This is a genomic window from Paraburkholderia sp. XV, from assembly GCF_020177535.1.
GTDB classification, from domain to species: Bacteria; Pseudomonadota; Gammaproteobacteria; order Burkholderiales; family Burkholderiaceae; genus Paraburkholderia; species Paraburkholderia caribensis.
This window is the reverse complement of record NZ_JAGUUD010000158.1, coordinates 1-14,836: the sequence shown is the minus strand read 5'-3', so window position 1 is coordinate 14,836 and position 14,836 is coordinate 1. Positions and strand designations below refer to the sequence as shown.

General features: G+C 63.1%; 18 protein-coding genes. 10 read left to right on the top strand and 8 right to left on the bottom strand.

Annotation, left to right across the window (positions count from 1 at the left end; translation table 11 throughout):
• Window positions 1-142 precede the first annotated feature (142 nt).
• Window positions 143-1,429, bottom strand: coding sequence for a D-amino acid dehydrogenase (locus tag KFO72_RS38270; RefSeq protein WP_176055569.1), 1,287 nt, complete (start codon window positions 1,427-1,429; stop codon window positions 143-145).
• 166 nt (window positions 1,430-1,595) lie between these two features.
• Between KFO72_RS38270 and KFO72_RS38265 the strand changes: the two genes are divergently transcribed.
• Together KFO72_RS38265 and KFO72_RS38260 are read left to right on the top strand one after the other, a co-directional pair.
• The gene (locus KFO72_RS38265) at window positions 1,596-2,084 is read left to right on the top strand and encodes an Lrp/AsnC ligand binding domain-containing protein (protein WP_054934096.1); all 489 of its coding nucleotides are present in this window, start codon (window positions 1,596-1,598) and stop codon (window positions 2,082-2,084) included.
• A gap of 111 nt (window positions 2,085-2,195) precedes the next feature.
• Window positions 2,196-3,350, top strand: a complete 1,155-nt coding sequence (locus KFO72_RS38260; protein ID WP_225034252.1) for a PA0069 family radical SAM protein — start codon at window positions 2,196-2,198, stop codon at window positions 3,348-3,350.
• 8 nt (window positions 3,351-3,358) lie between these two features.
• Here KFO72_RS38260 and KFO72_RS38255 read toward each other — a convergent pair whose 3' ends face one another.
• A complete protein-coding gene (locus KFO72_RS38255; RefSeq protein WP_054934100.1) occupies window positions 3,359-3,826 on the bottom strand; it encodes an NINE protein in 468 nt (155 codons plus the stop codon).
• A 401-nt stretch (window positions 3,827-4,227) separates the two neighbouring features.
• Between KFO72_RS38255 and rpsP the strand changes: the two genes are divergently transcribed.
• From rpsP to KFO72_RS38225, 6 genes are all read left to right on the top strand, one after another.
• Window positions 4,228-4,482 (top strand): 30S ribosomal protein S16, encoded by a 255-nt coding sequence (gene rpsP, locus KFO72_RS38250; protein ID WP_006476550.1) that lies wholly within the window; start codon window positions 4,228-4,230, stop codon window positions 4,480-4,482.
• Between the two features lie 96 nt (window positions 4,483-4,578).
• Entirely contained in the window at window positions 4,579-5,283 is a 705-nt protein-coding gene (rimM, locus tag KFO72_RS38245; RefSeq protein WP_035990092.1) for a ribosome maturation factor RimM, read from the top strand.
• Between the two features lie 25 nt (window positions 5,284-5,308).
• Window positions 5,309-6,076, top strand: coding sequence for a tRNA (guanosine(37)-N1)-methyltransferase TrmD (gene trmD, locus KFO72_RS38240; RefSeq protein ID WP_035990094.1), 768 nt, complete (start codon window positions 5,309-5,311; stop codon window positions 6,074-6,076).
• Window positions 6,077-6,222: 146 nt separating this feature from the next.
• On the top strand, window positions 6,223-6,612 hold the full coding sequence (gene rplS, locus KFO72_RS38235; RefSeq protein ID WP_035990096.1) for a 50S ribosomal protein L19: 390 nt from the start codon (window positions 6,223-6,225) through the stop codon (window positions 6,610-6,612).
• 92 nt (window positions 6,613-6,704) lie between these two features.
• Complete coding sequence (locus tag KFO72_RS38230) at window positions 6,705-7,403, top strand: CoA pyrophosphatase (protein WP_054934098.1); 699 nt, start codon at window positions 6,705-6,707, stop codon at window positions 7,401-7,403.
• Window positions 7,404-7,566: 163 nt separating this feature from the next.
• Window positions 7,567-8,505 carry a CobD/CbiB family protein gene (locus tag KFO72_RS38225; protein WP_225034251.1) on the top strand — a complete coding sequence of 313 codons (939 nt, stop codon included), beginning with the start codon at window positions 7,567-7,569 and terminating at the stop codon, window positions 8,503-8,505.
• 27 nt (window positions 8,506-8,532) lie between these two features.
• On the opposite strand, the gene KFO72_RS38220 is transcribed toward KFO72_RS38225, so the two are convergent.
• The 3 genes from KFO72_RS38220 to KFO72_RS38210 are packed head-to-tail and all read right to left on the bottom strand — an operon-like array spanning window position 8,533 to window position 11,074.
• The gene (locus KFO72_RS38220; RefSeq protein WP_054934101.1) at window positions 8,533-8,853 is read right to left on the bottom strand and encodes a putative signal transducing protein; all 321 of its coding nucleotides are present in this window, start codon (window positions 8,851-8,853) and stop codon (window positions 8,533-8,535) included.
• 11 nt (window positions 8,854-8,864) lie between these two features.
• The gene (gene rsgA / locus KFO72_RS38215) at window positions 8,865-9,818 is read right to left on the bottom strand and encodes a ribosome small subunit-dependent GTPase A (RefSeq protein ID WP_224101272.1); all 954 of its coding nucleotides are present in this window, start codon (window positions 9,816-9,818) and stop codon (window positions 8,865-8,867) included.
• A complete protein-coding gene (locus KFO72_RS38210) occupies window positions 9,815-11,074 on the bottom strand; it encodes a M48 family metallopeptidase (RefSeq protein WP_225034250.1) in 1,260 nt (419 codons plus the stop codon). The genes rsgA and KFO72_RS38210 overlap by 4 nt, the downstream gene beginning before the upstream one ends.
• A gap of 130 nt (window positions 11,075-11,204) precedes the next feature.
• On the opposite strand from KFO72_RS38210, the gene orn reads away from it, so the two are divergent.
• Window positions 11,205-11,837 (top strand): oligoribonuclease, encoded by a 633-nt coding sequence (gene orn, locus KFO72_RS38205; RefSeq protein ID WP_060601786.1) that lies wholly within the window; start codon window positions 11,205-11,207, stop codon window positions 11,835-11,837.
• 3 nt (window positions 11,838-11,840) lie between these two features.
• On the opposite strand, the gene mog is transcribed toward orn, so the two are convergent.
• Together mog and yjgA are read right to left on the bottom strand one after the other, a co-directional pair.
• Window positions 11,841-12,467 carry a molybdopterin adenylyltransferase gene (mog, locus tag KFO72_RS38200; protein WP_225034253.1) on the bottom strand — a complete coding sequence of 209 codons (627 nt, stop codon included), beginning with the start codon at window positions 12,465-12,467 and terminating at the stop codon, window positions 11,841-11,843.
• Complete coding sequence (gene yjgA, locus KFO72_RS38195; protein ID WP_060601782.1) at window positions 12,448-13,059, bottom strand: ribosome biogenesis factor YjgA; 612 nt, start codon at window positions 13,057-13,059, stop codon at window positions 12,448-12,450. Before yjgA ends, mog begins: the two co-directional genes overlap by 20 nt.
• A gap of 218 nt (window positions 13,060-13,277) precedes the next feature.
• Between yjgA and pmbA the strand changes: the two genes are divergently transcribed.
• The gene (gene pmbA / locus KFO72_RS38190) at window positions 13,278-14,648 is read left to right on the top strand and encodes a metalloprotease PmbA (protein WP_225034249.1); all 1,371 of its coding nucleotides are present in this window, start codon (window positions 13,278-13,280) and stop codon (window positions 14,646-14,648) included.
• Here the strand turns inward: pmbA and KFO72_RS38185 are convergent.
• Window positions 14,596-14,836, bottom strand: a 241-nt coding sequence (locus KFO72_RS38185; protein WP_225034248.1) for a hypothetical protein, incomplete at its 5' end; no start/stop codon positions are given. The two genes, pmbA and KFO72_RS38185, sit on opposite strands and share 53 nt — an antisense overlap.

Sequence of the window (14,836 nt, the reverse complement as noted above, 5' to 3'; positions counted from 1 at the left end):
CACCAGCGCGAAGGGCGGCGAGGGCGTGCTCGCGTTGTCCGAAGATCAGTTCTGACGACGCCCCATTCGCGTCACGTCGAAAACCAAAGCAGAAAAAACAACGGCGCCGTGAGGCGCCGTTGCTGTATCCGGGAGAAGCGAATCAGGCGTAAGCCGGACGCGTCTGCCCCGTCGTCTCGCCGAGATAGCGATGCACCGACAGATCGCCGGACTGGATCGCCGGACGCTTGCCCGAGATCAGGTCGGCGAGCAGTTGGCCTGAGCCGCACGACATCGTCCAGCCGAGCGTGCCGTGTCCCGTGTTCAGGAACAGGTTCGACACGGGCGTGCGGCCGACGATCGGCGTGCCGTCCGGCGTCATCGGGCGCAGGCCCGTCCAGAACGTCGCCTTCGACGTATCGCCGCCGCCGGGGAACAGGTCGTTCACGCACATTTCGAGCGTCTCGCGGCGCGCCTGCTTCAGCTTCTTGTCGAAACCCACGATCTCCGCCATCCCGCCGACGCGGATCCGGTCGTCGAAACGCGTAATCGCGATCTTGTACGTCTCGTCGAGCACCGTCGAGACGGGCGCCGACTCGGCATTGACGATCGGCGCGGTGATCGAATAGCCCTTGAGGGGATATACGGGAATCTTGACGACGCCCGACAGGAACTTCGTCGAGTAAGAACCCAGCGCGACGACGAAGCTGTCCGCGCGCACCATCTCGCTGCCGCACTTCACGCCGGCGATGCGCTCGCCTTCCAGCGCCAGGGCGTCGATCGGCGTGTTGTAGCGGAACTTGACGCCCAACTGTTCGGCGAGCGCGGCAAGACGCGTCGTGAACAACTGGCAGTCGCCCGTTTCGTCGCCCGGCAGACGCAGGCCGCCCGTCAGCTTGTGCGCCGTCGCGGCGAGGGCGGGTTCGGCACGCGCGAGATCGCCCGGCATCAGCAGTTCGTACGGCACGTTCGCATCCTCGAGCACGGCGATGTCCTTCGCCGCGCCATCGAGTTGCTGTTGCGTGCGGAACAGTTGCAGCGTGCCGCCCGTGCGCCCTTCGTACTGGATGCCCGTTTCGGCGCGCAGCGCCTGCAGGCAATCACGGCTGTATTCGGCGAGACGCACCATGCGGCCCTTGTTGACGGCATAGCGCGCGGACGTGCAGTTCTGCAGCATCTGCCACATCCATTGCAACTGGAACTGCGTGCCGTCGAGCCGGATGGCGAGCGGCGCGTGTTTCTGGAACATCCATTTGACGGCCTTCAGCGGCACGCCCGGCGCCGCCCACGGCGCAGCGTAGCCCGGCGAAATCTGGCCGGCGTTGGCAAAGCTGGTTTCGAGCGCAGGGCCCGCTTCGCGGTCGATCACGGTGACTTCGTGTCCCGCGCGCGCAAGATAATAGGCGGTCGTAACCCCAACGACGCCACTGCCCAGAACGACGACTCGCATAGCTGCTCCATAAAGGTCGGAAGGCTCGCAGCGTGGTGGAAAACCCCGTTCTTCGCGTTTTTGTTCGATAGACGAGGTGGTTTGCCGCATGCCTAGTGTTAACCGCTATACTATTTGCGTCGAGGTAGGTTTTGTTATTGTATTTTTCAGATTTTCAGTAAAAACCATGCGTACACAGCGTCAGCCCGTTCGAGCGCTCGACAAACTCGATCACAAGATCCTGAAAATCCTCCAGCAGGATGGCCGGATCGCCATGAAGGAACTGGCCGAGCAGGTGGGTCTTTCCGTGACGCCGTGCATCGAGCGCGTCAAGCGCATGGAGCGCGACGGCGTCATTACGGGCTATCACGCGCGCGTGAATCCGGCGGAACTGGGCGCGGCATTGCTGGTGTTCGTCGAGATCACGCTCGATCACAAGAGCGGCAACATGTTCGACCAGTTCCGGCGCGAAGTGCAGAAGATTCCCGAGGTGCTCGAATGCCATCTCGTGTCGGGCGATTTCGACTATCTGATCAAGGCGCGCATCGGCGAAATGGCCGACTACCGAAAGCTGCTTGGCGACATACTCCTGCAACTGCCGGGCGCGGTGCAGTCGAAAAGCTATGTCGTGATGGAAGAAATCAAGGAAACGCTGAACATTGCTGTAGGCGAGTGACGCTTACGGCGTGACTCGCGCAAGGCCGAAGTGGCCGCTCAAGTCATGCTCGACAAAAGCTGTAAACACTGTATATTTGTACAGTATTGAGCATTGCTTTTGCCGTGTGCCGTGACCGACTACGATCGAGACATTCCCGAATTTCCAATCGCGCCACCCGCTCCGCGCAAGGGGCGCGGCGCGGTCACGAATGTGCAGGGCCGCTACGAAGTGGACCAGCGCGAGGCCGTCGACGACGGCTGGATCGCGCCGCCGGAAGAGGAAAGCGGGCGTCCGGCGTTGCGCACGCAGCTATTCGAGGAGCGCGCGAAAAGCATCCTCACGCACAACCAGTCGCCCGATATTCCGTTCAGCGTGTCGCTGAATCCGTATCGCGGGTGCGAGCATGGCTGTATCTATTGCTTCGCGCGGCCTACGCACAGTTATCTTGGCCTGTCGCCGGGCCTCGACTTCGAAAGCCGGATCTACGCAAAGGTCAACGCGCCGGAACTGCTCGCGCGTGAAATGGCGAAGAAATCCTATGTGCCGGAGCCGATCGCGCTGGGCGTGAATACGGACGCATGGCAACCCGTCGAACGGGATCTCAAGCTGACGCGGCGCGTGATCCAGGTCATGAGCGAGCACAACCAGGCGTTCGCCGCGATCACCAAGAACTCGCTGATCGAGCGCGATATCGATCTGCTGGCGCCGATGGCCGCGAAAGGGCTGATGATGGCGGCCATCACCATTACGACGCTCGACGCCGACATCGCTCGCACGCTGGAGCCGCGCGCTGCCACGCCCGCGCGGCGGCTCAGGACGATTCGCGCGTTGAGCGAGGCGGGCATCCCGGTGGGTGTGAGCATTGCGCCCGTAATTCCGTTCGTCACCGAGCAGGATATGGAGCGCGTGCTGGAGGCCTGCGCGGAAGCGGGCGCGACGAGCGCGAGCTATATCGTGTTGCGTCTGCCTTGGGAAGTTGCGCCGCTCTTCAAGGGGTGGCTGGAAGCGCATTTCCCCGACCGCGCCGAGCGCGTGATGAACCGCGTGCGCGACATGCGCGGCGGCAAGGACTACGACGCGTCGTTTTCGACGCGTATGAAAGGCGAGGGGCTATGGGCTGATCTGCTCAAGCAGCGTTTTGCGAACGCGGTACGGCGGCTTGGTCTCAATGCGCGCAATCACGGCATTCTCGACATGTCGCATTTCAAGCGCGCCGAGTCACCCAAACCGCGTAAGCCGGCTACGCCGGACACGCTGGACACGCCTCAATTGAGTCTTTTCTGAATGCGACCTTATTGCGAGATCGCTTTTGCGGCCTCGACTTGCGATTCGAAGTAGGTCTGGAACGACAGCGCGAGTCCCGTCATTAGCAGGAATGCGCCGATCAGCAGCGAAAAGATCACGACGAAGATAACGGTCCAGCCGGAGCGGCTCTGCTGGCCGGTGTCCGCGTTGAACTGGGCGTCCCATTTTTCGTCGGGGCGCAGGCCGTAGACGATCGCCGCGAGGAAAGCCGCCAGCATCGACACGGCACCGGGAAAGGCGAGCGCCCAGCCCATGATTGCGGCGCGCTCGGTGGCGGCGAGCAGCATGAAGCCAGGAATGCCGATGATCGTCCCAACGAGGTGCGCCCAACCCCACACGTCGCGCAAACCGTACAGATAGAAGCGGTGCGCGCCGAGCGTGCCGAAGAAGAAAGCGAGCGCGGCGGTGAGGGTCTTCGAGCGAAAGCGCGAGTGATGCGTAGCGACGGTGGCCATGAGCGTGAGCGACAAGGTGACGGACGGCTTCTGAGGCTGCGGATTCCGCGCACAGCCGTCGCGCATTCTACGCTGGCCGCATTGCGCGCGGCACTTGTGGAGACTTATGCCGGCATTCCGCGGTGGGGCGGCGCGAAGCGGATGTGGCCCGGAAACGGAGACGGCGCGCAGGCGCAGCGTGGCATCCGCGCGACGGTGCCCTGACATATAGGCAAAATCGCATCAGCAAGCGCCTCATGTCGCTCCCATCGTGCTTGTACAGGCCCATGTGGCCTGGCCATCGAGCCTTGCCCGCAGCGTCGCGGCTCAGTTTATCCCGCTAAGTGTTTGTTGTGCTTTCGGTTTCCGGCTATAATCGCGTGTTTCAGTAGTTTCGAACCCCGGTTTTCAAGGATTCTAGTATGGTCATCATCCGCTTGGCTCGTGGCGGCTCGAAGAAGCGCCCTTTCTACAACATCGTCGCAACCGATTCGCGTAACCGTCGTGACGGCCGCTTCATCGAGCGCGTTGGTTTCTACAACCCGGTCGCCACGAAGGGTGAGTCGCTGCGTATCGCTCAAGACCGCCTGACGTACTGGCAAGGCGTTGGCGCGCAACTGTCGCCGACCGTCCAGCGTCTGGTGAAGGAAGCGCAAAAGGCGCAACCGGCTGCTTAAGTGCAGTGTTACGGTACATCGTCGGCTCGTGCGGCAGTGGTTCTGCGCGAGTCCGAGGTGTGCAGGTTTGACGTATGCAGGGCTTGAGGTTCGCTGATGTCGGAGCGTGATTCGGATAGTTCAGGACGCGCCAAGGCGAAAACACAGCCTGGCGCGCGAGCGTCGTTTGGCGCGTTTGTCCGCAAGCCGGTCGAGCGGGCCGCGGCGAATGCCGCAACGGCCGAAGCTGCGCAAGGCATGCAGGCTGAATCGGCGGAAAGCTGGCCCGACGACGCTGTCGAGGTCGGCGCAATTGTCGATGCATACGGTCTCAAAGGCTGGGTGAAGGTGGCCGCGCATGCGGACGCCGGTCAGGGCGGCGACGCCTTGCTTAGTGCCAAACGCTGGTGGCTCGAGAAGGGCCGCGAGCGCAAATCGGCGCCCCGCCTGCAGTCCAAGGTTCATGGCGACAGCATCGTTGCGCAACTCGGCGGCCTGGCTGACCGGGATGCTGCATTCGCGATGCGTGGCCACCGCGTCTACGTGCGTCGCAGCGATTTCCCTGCGCTCGGAACCGACGAATTCTACTGGGTCGACCTGCTGGGCCTCGATGTTGTGAACGAGGCGGGCGTCGAACTCGGCAAGGTTGCAGATCTGATCGACAACGGTGCGCAGTCGGTGTTGCGCATCGAATATCCGGCTACCGGGAAAGACGGCGAGCCGGTCACCGGCGAGCGCCTGATCCCGTTCGTCGGCGTCTTCATCAAAACGGTGGATCAGGCGGCGAAGAAGATCATCGTCGACTGGGAAGCCGATTACTAAAACATTTCGCTTCACGGAGAGAGCGATGCAGTTCGATATCGTTACGCTCTTTCCTGACATGTTTCGCGCGCTGACCGACTGGGGTATTACGAGCCGCGCGGCGAAGCAGGAGCGATATGGGTTGCGCACGTGGAATCCGCGTGATTTCACAACCGACAACTACCGCACAATCGACGATCGCCCGTACGGCGGCGGCCCCGGCATGGTAATGCTGGCCAAGCCGCTGGAAGACGCGATCGGCGCCGCGAAGGCGGCGCAGGCGGAGCAGGGCATCGAAGGCGCGCGCGTCGTGATGATGTCGCCGCAAGGCGCCACGCTCAATCACGACAAGGTCATGCGCTTTGCCGCCGAGCCTGGTCTGATTTTGCTGTGCGGGCGCTACGAAGCGATCGATCAACGTCTGATCGACCGTGTCGTCGACGAAGAAGTCAGCCTCGGCGACTTCGTGCTGTCGGGTGGCGAGTTGCCGGCCATGGCGTTGATCGATGCCGTCGTGCGTCATCTGCCGGGTGTGCTGAATGATGCACAATCGGCGGTGCAGGACAGTTTCGTCGATGGCTTGCTCGATTGCCCGCACTACACGCGTCCCGAGGAATACGACGGCGTGCGTGTGCCCGATGTGCTGCTCGGCGGCCATCATGCGGAAATCGAGTTGTGGCGGCGGCGCGAAGCGTTGCGCAATACGCTGGTCAAGCGGCCCGATCTGATCGTTCAGGCCAGAAAGAACAAGTTGTTGAGCCGTGCCGACGAGGCGTGGCTCGCAAATCTCGCCAAGGAAGCAGCGAAGCATTGAGCTTCGCGCAACGAAGCGGGGTCAAGGCGGAGCCGTCCATGCGTGGCCGGTTCCAGATGTGAACCCATCCTCTATCGGGGCCGTAGCCGAACGCGCGCAGCGCGAGGCAGGTACGAACGCCGACAAGATGGCAACAGGAGTCAGTAATGAATCTGATTGCAAAACTCGAGCAGGAAGAAATCGAGCGCGCGCTCGCAGGCAAAACCATCCCCGAATTCGCTCCTGGCGATACGGTGATCGTCAGCGTCAACGTGGTTGAAGGTAACCGCAAGCGCGTTCAGGCTTACGAAGGCGTCGTGATCGCGAAGCGTAATCGTGGCCTCAACTCGTCGTTCATCGTCCGCAAGATTTCGTCGGGCGAAGGCGTCGAGCGTACGTTCCAGACGTATTCGCCGCTGCTGGCAAGCATCGTCGTCAAGCGTCGTGGCGATGTGCGTCGTGCGAAGCTGTACTACCTGCGCGAACGTTCGGGCAAGTCGGCTCGAATCAAAGAAAAGCTGGTGTCGAAAGACCGCGCTGCAGCTGCTCAAGAGTAAAAGCTGTAAGAAAAAGCACCCTCCGCGGGTGCTTTTTTGTTTGCCAGGTCAAAATAGCGTCGTGTCCACTCGCGCTCGTTTCGAGACTTCCATTGACCGCGCCTTCCCGTCCCTCCCGTCCCGTTTTTGATCCCGAAAGCTTGCCTGTTGAACCGGCGGATATCGATCTGCCTGCCATCGCGCCAGAGCGCCTGACGCCGGACGGCCTGCGCGCACGCTTCGAGCAGAACGTGCCATGGGAGCAGGAGACGCGCGAAGTGCGGTGGCGCGAAACGGGCGATCCCCGCGTCGCCGCTGTGCTGGTGGCGCTCGTCGTGCGTGACGGCGGCTTGACCGTGCTGCTCACGCAGCGCACCGCGCATCTGAACGATCACGCGGGGCAGGTGAGTTTCCCCGGCGGCCGTCACGAGCCTCACGACGCCACCACGACGGCAACTGCCTTGCGCGAAGCGCAGGAAGAAGTCGGCCTCGATCCGTCGCGCGTCGAGGTGCTGGGCGCGTTGCCCGAATACCTGACGGGCACGGGTTTTCGCGTGACGCCCGTCGTCGGTCTCGTGCATCCGCCGTTCACGGTGCAGGCAGATACGTTCGAGGTAGCGGAGATTTTCGAAGTCCCACTAGGCTTTTTGATGGACCCGAAGAATCACGAGGTCCGCGTGCTGAGTTGGGAAGGCGGCGAGCGTCGTTTTTTTGCAATGCCGTATCCGCGCGGCGAGGTAGGCGGCGATTACTTCATCTGGGGCGCAACGGCGGGCATGTTGCGCAATTTCTATCGCTTCCTCGCGGCATGATGCGTAGCCGCGCGATCGGCATGCAGGGCCGCTTCATTACGTTTGTATTGCAGCCGCTCAGCCTCATCCGACCCTGTGCTATCGTTATGGCCAATTCCGCTCATCGGACCGGATCGGCCGGCAAGAACCGTCCGGTAAGAACTCGAATAGCACGGCGTCTCGCATGACTTTTTTCTCCGTATTGTTGGCCCTCATCATCGAACAGATGCGCGCGCTGTCGCCGAACAATCCGGTGTCGGCGCTCCTTCAATACCATGCGGAATCGACGGCGCACGGCTTCGATGCCGGCAAGGAGAAGCACGGCATCCTCGCGTGGCTGGTCGTCGTGCTGCCGTGGACGCTCGTCACAGGCCTGATCTATTTCGTGCTGTACGAGATCCACTTCGTGCTCGCGTTCCTCTGGAACGTTGCGGTGCTGTACTTCACGCTCGGCTTTCGCCAGTTCAGCCATTACTTCACCGACATCCACCTGTCGCTGAACAACGACGACGTGCCGCGCGCGCGTGAAATTCTCAATGAGTGGACGGGCCTCGATACCGTCGATATGCCCGTCAGCGAAATCGTCCGGCACACGCTGATTCATGCCGTCGTCGCATCGCATCGGCATGTGTTCGGCGTGTTCTTCTGGTTCCTGGTTCCTGTCGGTCCGGCGGGCGCGGTGCTGTATCGCACGGCTGAGTATCTGGCGCGCACCTGGTCGAAGCCTGTCGACGACCGGACGGCTGCGTTCTCCACCTTCGCGCAGCGCGCGTTCTTCGTGATCGACTGGATTCCGTCGCGTCTGACTTCGATGGGCTTTGCGATCGTCGGCAACTTCGAAGACGCAATCTACGCGTGGCGCAACCATGCGCGCCAATGGCCCGACCCGAACGACGGCGTGCTGCTCGCCGCCGGCAGCGGCGCGCTGGGTGCGCGTCTCGCGGGCCCGCTCGCTGAGGTATCGAGCCTCGACGCGCTGGCAACGGGCGACGGCGGCCCGATGCCCGTCGGCGACGACTGCACGCCGCGCACGCTGCAATCGGCGGTGGGCCTGGTATGGCGGGCTGTGATCCTGTGGATGATCCTGCTGCTGATGCTGACGATCGCCGTCTGGCTCGCCTGAGCGCCGACTTTCCCTTAAACAGGCGTTTCACCCGTCCAGCGGATCGCGCGCCGTTCCGCAATTCCAGCACACGGTGAACTGCGCTTCGAGCAGTTCACCGCACTGTGCGCAGCGCCAGCTGGGCGCGCCGATGGCCGGTCCGCTGCGCGCCGCATCGATCAACTTCCTCGCCAATGCTTCGTCGCGTTCGTCGACGAGCCATAGCTCGGGCGCGCACTGATCCGCCGGAATCTCGCCGATCGCGCCGCTCAGATAGCGGTTATGCAATTCGCACGCAATACCCGCCGCTGCCAGCACGTTGATCCAATGCTGCCCAATCACGACGTTGGGCGCGCGCATGAGCTTCATCATGATTGCTGTCAACGGACGATCTGGCTTGCCTCATGTACGAGCTGCGCGTAGAGCGCGTGCCGTTCCTTCGCGATGCGGCCATCGGCGACGGCTTCGAGGATCGCGCAACCGGGCTCATGCAGATGGTGACAGTTGTAGAACCGGCAGTTGGGCAAGAGCGGCCTGAACTCGGGAAACGCGCGTTCGAGCATGCCTTCCGTCAGATGATGCAGGCCGAATTCCTGAAAGCCCGGCGAGTCGATCAACGCGCCTTCGCCAACGGGAAGCGGGTAGAGGCGCGTGAACGTGGTCGTGTGGCGGCCGCTGTTGAGCGCCGTCGAGATTTCGCGCGTCGCCACTTCGGCATCGGGAATCAGCAGATTGACGAGCGTCGACTTGCCCATGCCCGACTGGCCGAGCAGCAGGGTGGAATGGCCGCTCAGATGGGTTTCGAGGATTTCGCGCGCGGCGTCCGGCTGCCCCTTGATGGACACTTCGAGCACCGTATAGCCGAGTCCGCGATACAGGTCGAGCCGCTTGCGCGCGAGCGGCAGCGCGGCTTCGACGTCGATCTTGTTCAGCACGATCAGCGGCTTCAGTTCGTTCTCTTCCGCGGCGACGAGCGCGCGGCCGAGCAGGTCTTCGCTGAAATGCGGCTCGGTGGCGAGCACGATCAGCAGCTGATCGAGATTCGCCGCGAACAGCTTCGACTTGTACTGATCCGAGCGATACAGCAGATTGCGCCGTTCGCCGATCTCGACGATCACGCCCTGATCGGCGGATGTCGACTCGTACAGCACCTGATCGCCGACGGCGATCTCGCTGCGCTTGCCGCGCGGGAAGCATTGCAGGATCGCGCTGCCGTCCTCGGGCGCGACGATGTAGTGACGTCCATGCGCGGCGATCACGAGGCCGCGCACGCGCTCCTGGGCGCGGTCGCTGGCGGCAGCGGCGCGCAGCGCTTTCGGCGAGCGGCCGCTCATGCGTGACGCAGCAGACGGTCGATCCGCTGCGACGCAGGCGGATGCGAGTAGTAGAACGCGGTGTAGAGCGGGTCGGGCGTGAGCGTCGACGCGTTGTCTTCGTACAGCTTGACGAGCGCGTTGACGAGATCCTTCGCGTCGGCCTGCGTCGCGGCAAAAGCGTCCGCTTCGAATTCATGCTTGCGCGAACTGAGGCTGCCCAGCGGCGTCACGAAGAACAGGAACACGGGCACCGCGAGGAAGAACAGCACCAGCGCGAGGCCGTCGTTGCTGGCCGTCAGCGACGGACGCACGCCGAGCCCCTCGAAGAACCACGTACGCTGCGTGAGCCAGCCGAGCAGCGCAAGCATCGCGAGGCTGATCAGAAACGTGACGATCATCCGCTTGATCACGTGGCGGCGCTTGAAGTGGCCGAGTTCATGCGCGAGCACCGCTTCGATCTCGCTGCCCGACAGACGCGAGAGCAGGGTGTCGAAGAACACGATGCGCTTGGACGAACCAAAGCCCGTGAAATACGCGTTGCCATGTGCCGAACGGCGGCTGCCGTCCATTACGAACAGGCCCTTGGCCGCGAAGCCGCAGCGCTTCATCAGCGCATCGATGCGCTGCACGAGCGCCTCGTCTTTCAGCGGTTCGAACTTGTTGAACATGGGCGCGATGAAGGACGGATAGAGGATCAGCACCAGCATCTGGAACACGACCCATACGACCCACGTCCACCACCACCAGTACGTGCCCGCCTGATTCATCAGCCACAGCACGACGAACAGCAGCGGCAGGCCGAACGCGGCGCCGAGCAGCACACCCTTGATGCGGTCGACGAAAAAGATGCGCTTGGTCATCCGGTTGAAGCCGAAGCGCTGTTCGATACCGAACTGGCGGTAATAGTCGAACGGCAGGTCGATCGCGCTCGTGATCGCGATCACGGCCGCCACCAGCAGGATCTGGCCGATGTAGCCGTTGCCCGCCACGTCGCCGATGGCGAGATCGAGCGCCTGCACGCCGCCCAGCAGCGTGAGCGCGATCAGCACGGCCGCGCTGACGACGATCTCGATCATCGTGAGCCGCGTGCGCTCGACGGTGTAGTCGGCGGCGCGCTGGTGCGCGGACAGGGCGATCGTGCCCGCGAACTGCTGCGGCACGCTCTCGCGGTGCGCCGCAACGAAGCGGATCTGGCGCGACGCGAGCCAGAGCTTCGTGCCGACCATCGCCAGCACGGCGATCACGAACAGAACGGTGAAGTAGAGAGGAGGCATCCGGGGAATCCGTAGGTTCTATGCGAGAATTATATGGTTGTTCCCGCTCGCGGGCGGGAGCGCGCCATCTTCGGCGGGCGGCGGGTGTAACGCGATCCGCTCGCGCGGTCCCCAATCAAGGTTGCTTTCAATGACTGACATTATCGAATCCGTCGATCAGCCGCTCGTGCGCAGCGACATGAATCTCGTCTGGCTGGACATGGAAATGACGGGGCTCGATCCCGACAACGACCGTATCATCGAAATCGCCGTGGTCGTGACGAACTCGACGCTCGACAGGCTGGTTGAAGGCCCCGTGCTCGCCATTCATCAGAGCGACGAAACGCTCGGCAAGATGGACGACTGGAACAAGAACACGCATGGCCGTTCCGGGCTGATCGATCGCGTGCGCGCGTCGACGGTGACGGAGGCCGACGCTACCGAACAGATCCGCGCGTTCCTCGGCCAGCACGTTCCGCCCGGCAAGTCGCCGATGTGCGGCAACTCGATCTGCCAGGACCGCCGTTTCATGGCGCGCTGGATGCCCGAACTGGAAACGTTTTTCCATTACCGCAACCTCGACGTCAGCACGCTGAAGGAACTGTGCCGCCGCTGGCAGCCCGCGATCTACAAGGGCTTCCAGAAGCGCGCGATGCACACCGCGCTCGCCGACATCCACGAATCGATCGACGAACTGCGCTACTACCGCGAGCATTTCCTGATCCCGGCGGCGAGCACCGCGAGCGCGGCCGACGCGCCGTCCAGCGAAGCCAGCGCGAAATAAGTTTCAGCCTTGCCGCGGAGCGCGCACTGCGCTCTTCGGCCGGAACGCCGCCACCACGGCGGCGTTAGTCTCGATGTACGGGCCGCCGATCAGGTCGATGCAGTACGGCACGGCGGCGAAAATGCCCGGCACCTTCACTTTCCCTGCTTCATCGCGCAAGCCTTCCAGCGTTTCCCTGATCGACTTCGGCTGCCCCGGCAGATTGATGATCAGCGCGGCGCGTTCGGCCGTCTCGCGGATCACCGCCACCTGGCGCGACAGGATCGCCGTCGGCACGAAGTTGAGGCTGATCTGGCGCATCTGCTCGCCGAAGCCGGGCATTTCCTTCGTTCCCGCTGCGAGCGTCGCCTCGGGCGTCACGTCGCGGCGCGCGGGGCCTGTGCCGCCTGTCGTCAGCACGAGATCGCAGCCGGCTTCGTCGACCAGTTCGATCAGCGTCTTCGTGATGGTCGGCGCGTCGTCCTGGATCAGCCGTGTCTCCGTGCGAAACGGCGAGGTGAGGGCGCTGCCGAGCCATTCCTGCAGCGACGGAATGCCCTTGTCCTCATAGACGCCCGTGCTGGCGCGGTCGCTGATCGACACGAGGCCGACGATCAGCTCGTCGGGATGATTACGCACGGGATTCGTCATCGTCGTCGTCCAGATCTTCGGAATCGTTGCTGCCGGCGTCGTCATGGCCGGCGCCGTCTGCGTTCTTGATCCACTGGAACAGATCGCGGAAGTAGCGCGGCGGCTTGCCTTGCTGCGCTTCCTTGCGCGCATTGCGGATCAGCGTGCGGCCTTCCTGCGGGTCGGCGGCGGGGTGCTGGCGGATGAATTCGGTCAGTGCGGCGTCGTCGGCGAGCAGCTGCTCGCGGGTGCGTTCGATCCAGTGCAGGCGCGCCGTTTCGGCCTTGTTGACGCCCTTGTACCTGTCGAGCGCTTCGCGCAGCGCGGCCGTTTCGTGGTCCAGCAGGCCGCGCATCACCTTGCCGACGTACTGCATCTGGCGGCGCTTGCCTTCGTGATCGGTGATGCGGCGTGCTTCGCGCACGGCGTCATCGAGCGATTCGGGCATCGGCATGCGCTTCAATGCGTCTTTCGGCAGCGCGACGAGCTCTACGCCCAGCTCCTGCAACGCGTGCATTTCGCGCTTCAGTTGCGACTTGCTGGGACGGTCATACCCGTTGTCGTCGACGACGTCAGCGGGTTCCATGGGTTGAATGCGGGTTTTGCGTGTCATGCCCGATATTGTAGCGTGCCGGGCCGCGCTGGCTGGGCGAGGTGCGGTCCGCGAAGCAATGCGCGCGAGGCACATGCGAATGCCAGGTACGCTAGCGTAGAGCTTGCTATGATCGCGGGATACGTCGGCGCACAGGCCGGCTGAACACAGCGCTGGCAACGACGAACTCTCGCGGGCTTCGGCCCGGACGGCACCGCAACTCAGGACGGCAAACGACAATGGCAGCAGACACGGAAGCCCGGCAACGATTTTTCCCGCATACGCAGGATGAACTGAAGGAAATCGCCTCCGACATTCTTCGTCACGCAAAGTCGCTCGGCGCAAGCGACGCGGCAACCGAGATTTCGGAAGGCGACGGCCTGTCCGTCTCCGTGCGGCGCGGCGAAGTCGAAACCATCGAGCACAACCGCGACAAGATGGTCGGCGTGACGGTGTTCATCGGCAACAAGCGCGGCAACGCGAGTACGTCTGACTTTTCGTCCCAAGCGCTGAAGGACACGGTGATGGCCGCGTACAACATCGCGCGCTTCACGGCCGAGGACGACTGCGCGGGTCTGGCGGAAGAAGAGCTGCTGGAAAAGGACCCGCGGGATCTCGACCTGTATCACCCGTGGAATCTGGACGCAGACGAAGCTGTCGAGCTCGCGCGCCGCGCGGAAGATGCCGCCTTCGCGGTGAGCCCGCAGATCAAGAACTCGGAAGGCGCGAGTGTGTCGGCCCAGCATTCGCAGTTCGTGCTCGGCACGTCGCGCGGGTTTCTCTCGGGTTATCCGTACTCGCGTCATTACGTGGCGTGCGCGCCGATCGCGGGGAGCGGGCGCAACATGCAGCGCGACGACTGGTATACGTCGAAGCGTAGTGCAGGTGAGCTTGCCGATCCCGAAGCGGTCGGACGCTATGCCGCCGAGCGGGCGCTGGCGCGCATGGGCGCGCGCGGGCTCGACACGCGCAAGGTGCCGGTGCTGCTCGAGGCGCCGCTCGCGGCGGGTTTGCTCGGCGCGTTCGTGCAGGCGACGAGTGGCGGCGCGTTGTATCGCAAGACGACGTTTCTGGTCGACAGTCTCGGCAAGCCGGTGTTTGCGCCGCATGTGCAGGTCGTGGAAGATCCGCACGTGCCGCGCGCGATGGGCAGTGCGCCGTTCGACGAAGAGGGCGTGCGGACGAAGCAGCGTTCGGTGGTGAAGGACGGCGTTGTCGAAGGGTATTTTCTGTCGACGTATTCGGCGCGCAAGCTCGGCATGCCGACGACGGGCAATGCGGGTGGTTCGCATAATCTGTCGCTGCGGAGTTCGTTGACGCAGGCGTCGGATGACTTCGAGGAGATGCTGCGCAAGCTCGGGACGGGGTTGTTGCTCACTGAGTTGATGGGGCAGGGCGTCAACTACGTGACGGGCGATTATTCGCGCGGCGCGTCGGGGTTCTGGGTCGAGAATGGGAAGATTCAGTATCCTGTTGAAGAGATTACTGTTGCCAGTACGCTGCAGGAGATGTTCCGGCATGTCGTAGCGATTGGGGCGGACACGATTGTCCGCGGGACTAAGCAGACGGGTTCTGTTTTGATTGAGCGGATGACTGTTGCTGGGCAGTGATTTTTTTTTGGCCTGCGGCCGGCTGGGGTCTTTCGGTTGGCTTGCCGCTGGCTTTTGTGATGTTGTTTGGTGTTTTTGTTTTTGCGCTGGCATCCGCGATTTGACTTCTCGCTTCGCTGGTCGGTGTTTTGGGCTTTGCTTTCGCTGGCATCCGCGTTACGTTAGCGTGCTTCACGCGTCGCCCCTGT

Coding starts and splice junctions, on each gene's coding strand:
- KFO72_RS38270 (WP_176055569.1), bottom strand. CDS start 1,429: ATGCGAGTCGTCGTTCTGGGCAGTGGCGTCGTTGGGGTTACGACCGCC.
- KFO72_RS38265 (WP_054934096.1), top strand. CDS start 1,596: ATGCGTACACAGCGTCAGCCCGTTCGAGCGCTCGACAAACTCGATCAC.
- KFO72_RS38255 (WP_054934100.1), bottom strand. CDS start 3,826: ATGGCCACCGTCGCTACGCATCACTCGCGCTTTCGCTCGAAGACCCTC.
- rpsP (WP_006476550.1), top strand. CDS start 4,228: ATGGTCATCATCCGCTTGGCTCGTGGCGGCTCGAAGAAGCGCCCTTTC.
- rimM (WP_035990092.1), top strand. CDS start 4,579: ATGTCGGAGCGTGATTCGGATAGTTCAGGACGCGCCAAGGCGAAAACA.
- trmD (WP_035990094.1), top strand. CDS start 5,309: ATGCAGTTCGATATCGTTACGCTCTTTCCTGACATGTTTCGCGCGCTG.
- rplS (WP_035990096.1), top strand. CDS start 6,223: ATGAATCTGATTGCAAAACTCGAGCAGGAAGAAATCGAGCGCGCGCTC.
- KFO72_RS38225 (WP_225034251.1), top strand. CDS start 7,567: ATGACTTTTTTCTCCGTATTGTTGGCCCTCATCATCGAACAGATGCGC.
- KFO72_RS38220 (WP_054934101.1), bottom strand. CDS start 8,853: ATGAAGCTCATGCGCGCGCCCAACGTCGTGATTGGGCAGCATTGGATC.
- rsgA (WP_224101272.1), bottom strand. CDS start 9,818: ATGAGCGGCCGCTCGCCGAAAGCGCTGCGCGCCGCTGCCGCCAGCGAC.
- KFO72_RS38210 (WP_225034250.1), bottom strand. CDS start 11,074: ATGCCTCCTCTCTACTTCACCGTTCTGTTCGTGATCGCCGTGCTGGCG.
- orn (WP_060601786.1), top strand. CDS start 11,205: ATGACTGACATTATCGAATCCGTCGATCAGCCGCTCGTGCGCAGCGAC.
- mog (WP_225034253.1), bottom strand. CDS start 12,467: ATGACGAATCCCGTGCGTAATCATCCCGACGAGCTGATCGTCGGCCTC.
- yjgA (WP_060601782.1), bottom strand. CDS start 13,059: ATGACACGCAAAACCCGCATTCAACCCATGGAACCCGCTGACGTCGTC.
- pmbA (WP_225034249.1), top strand. CDS start 13,278: ATGGCAGCAGACACGGAAGCCCGGCAACGATTTTTCCCGCATACGCAG.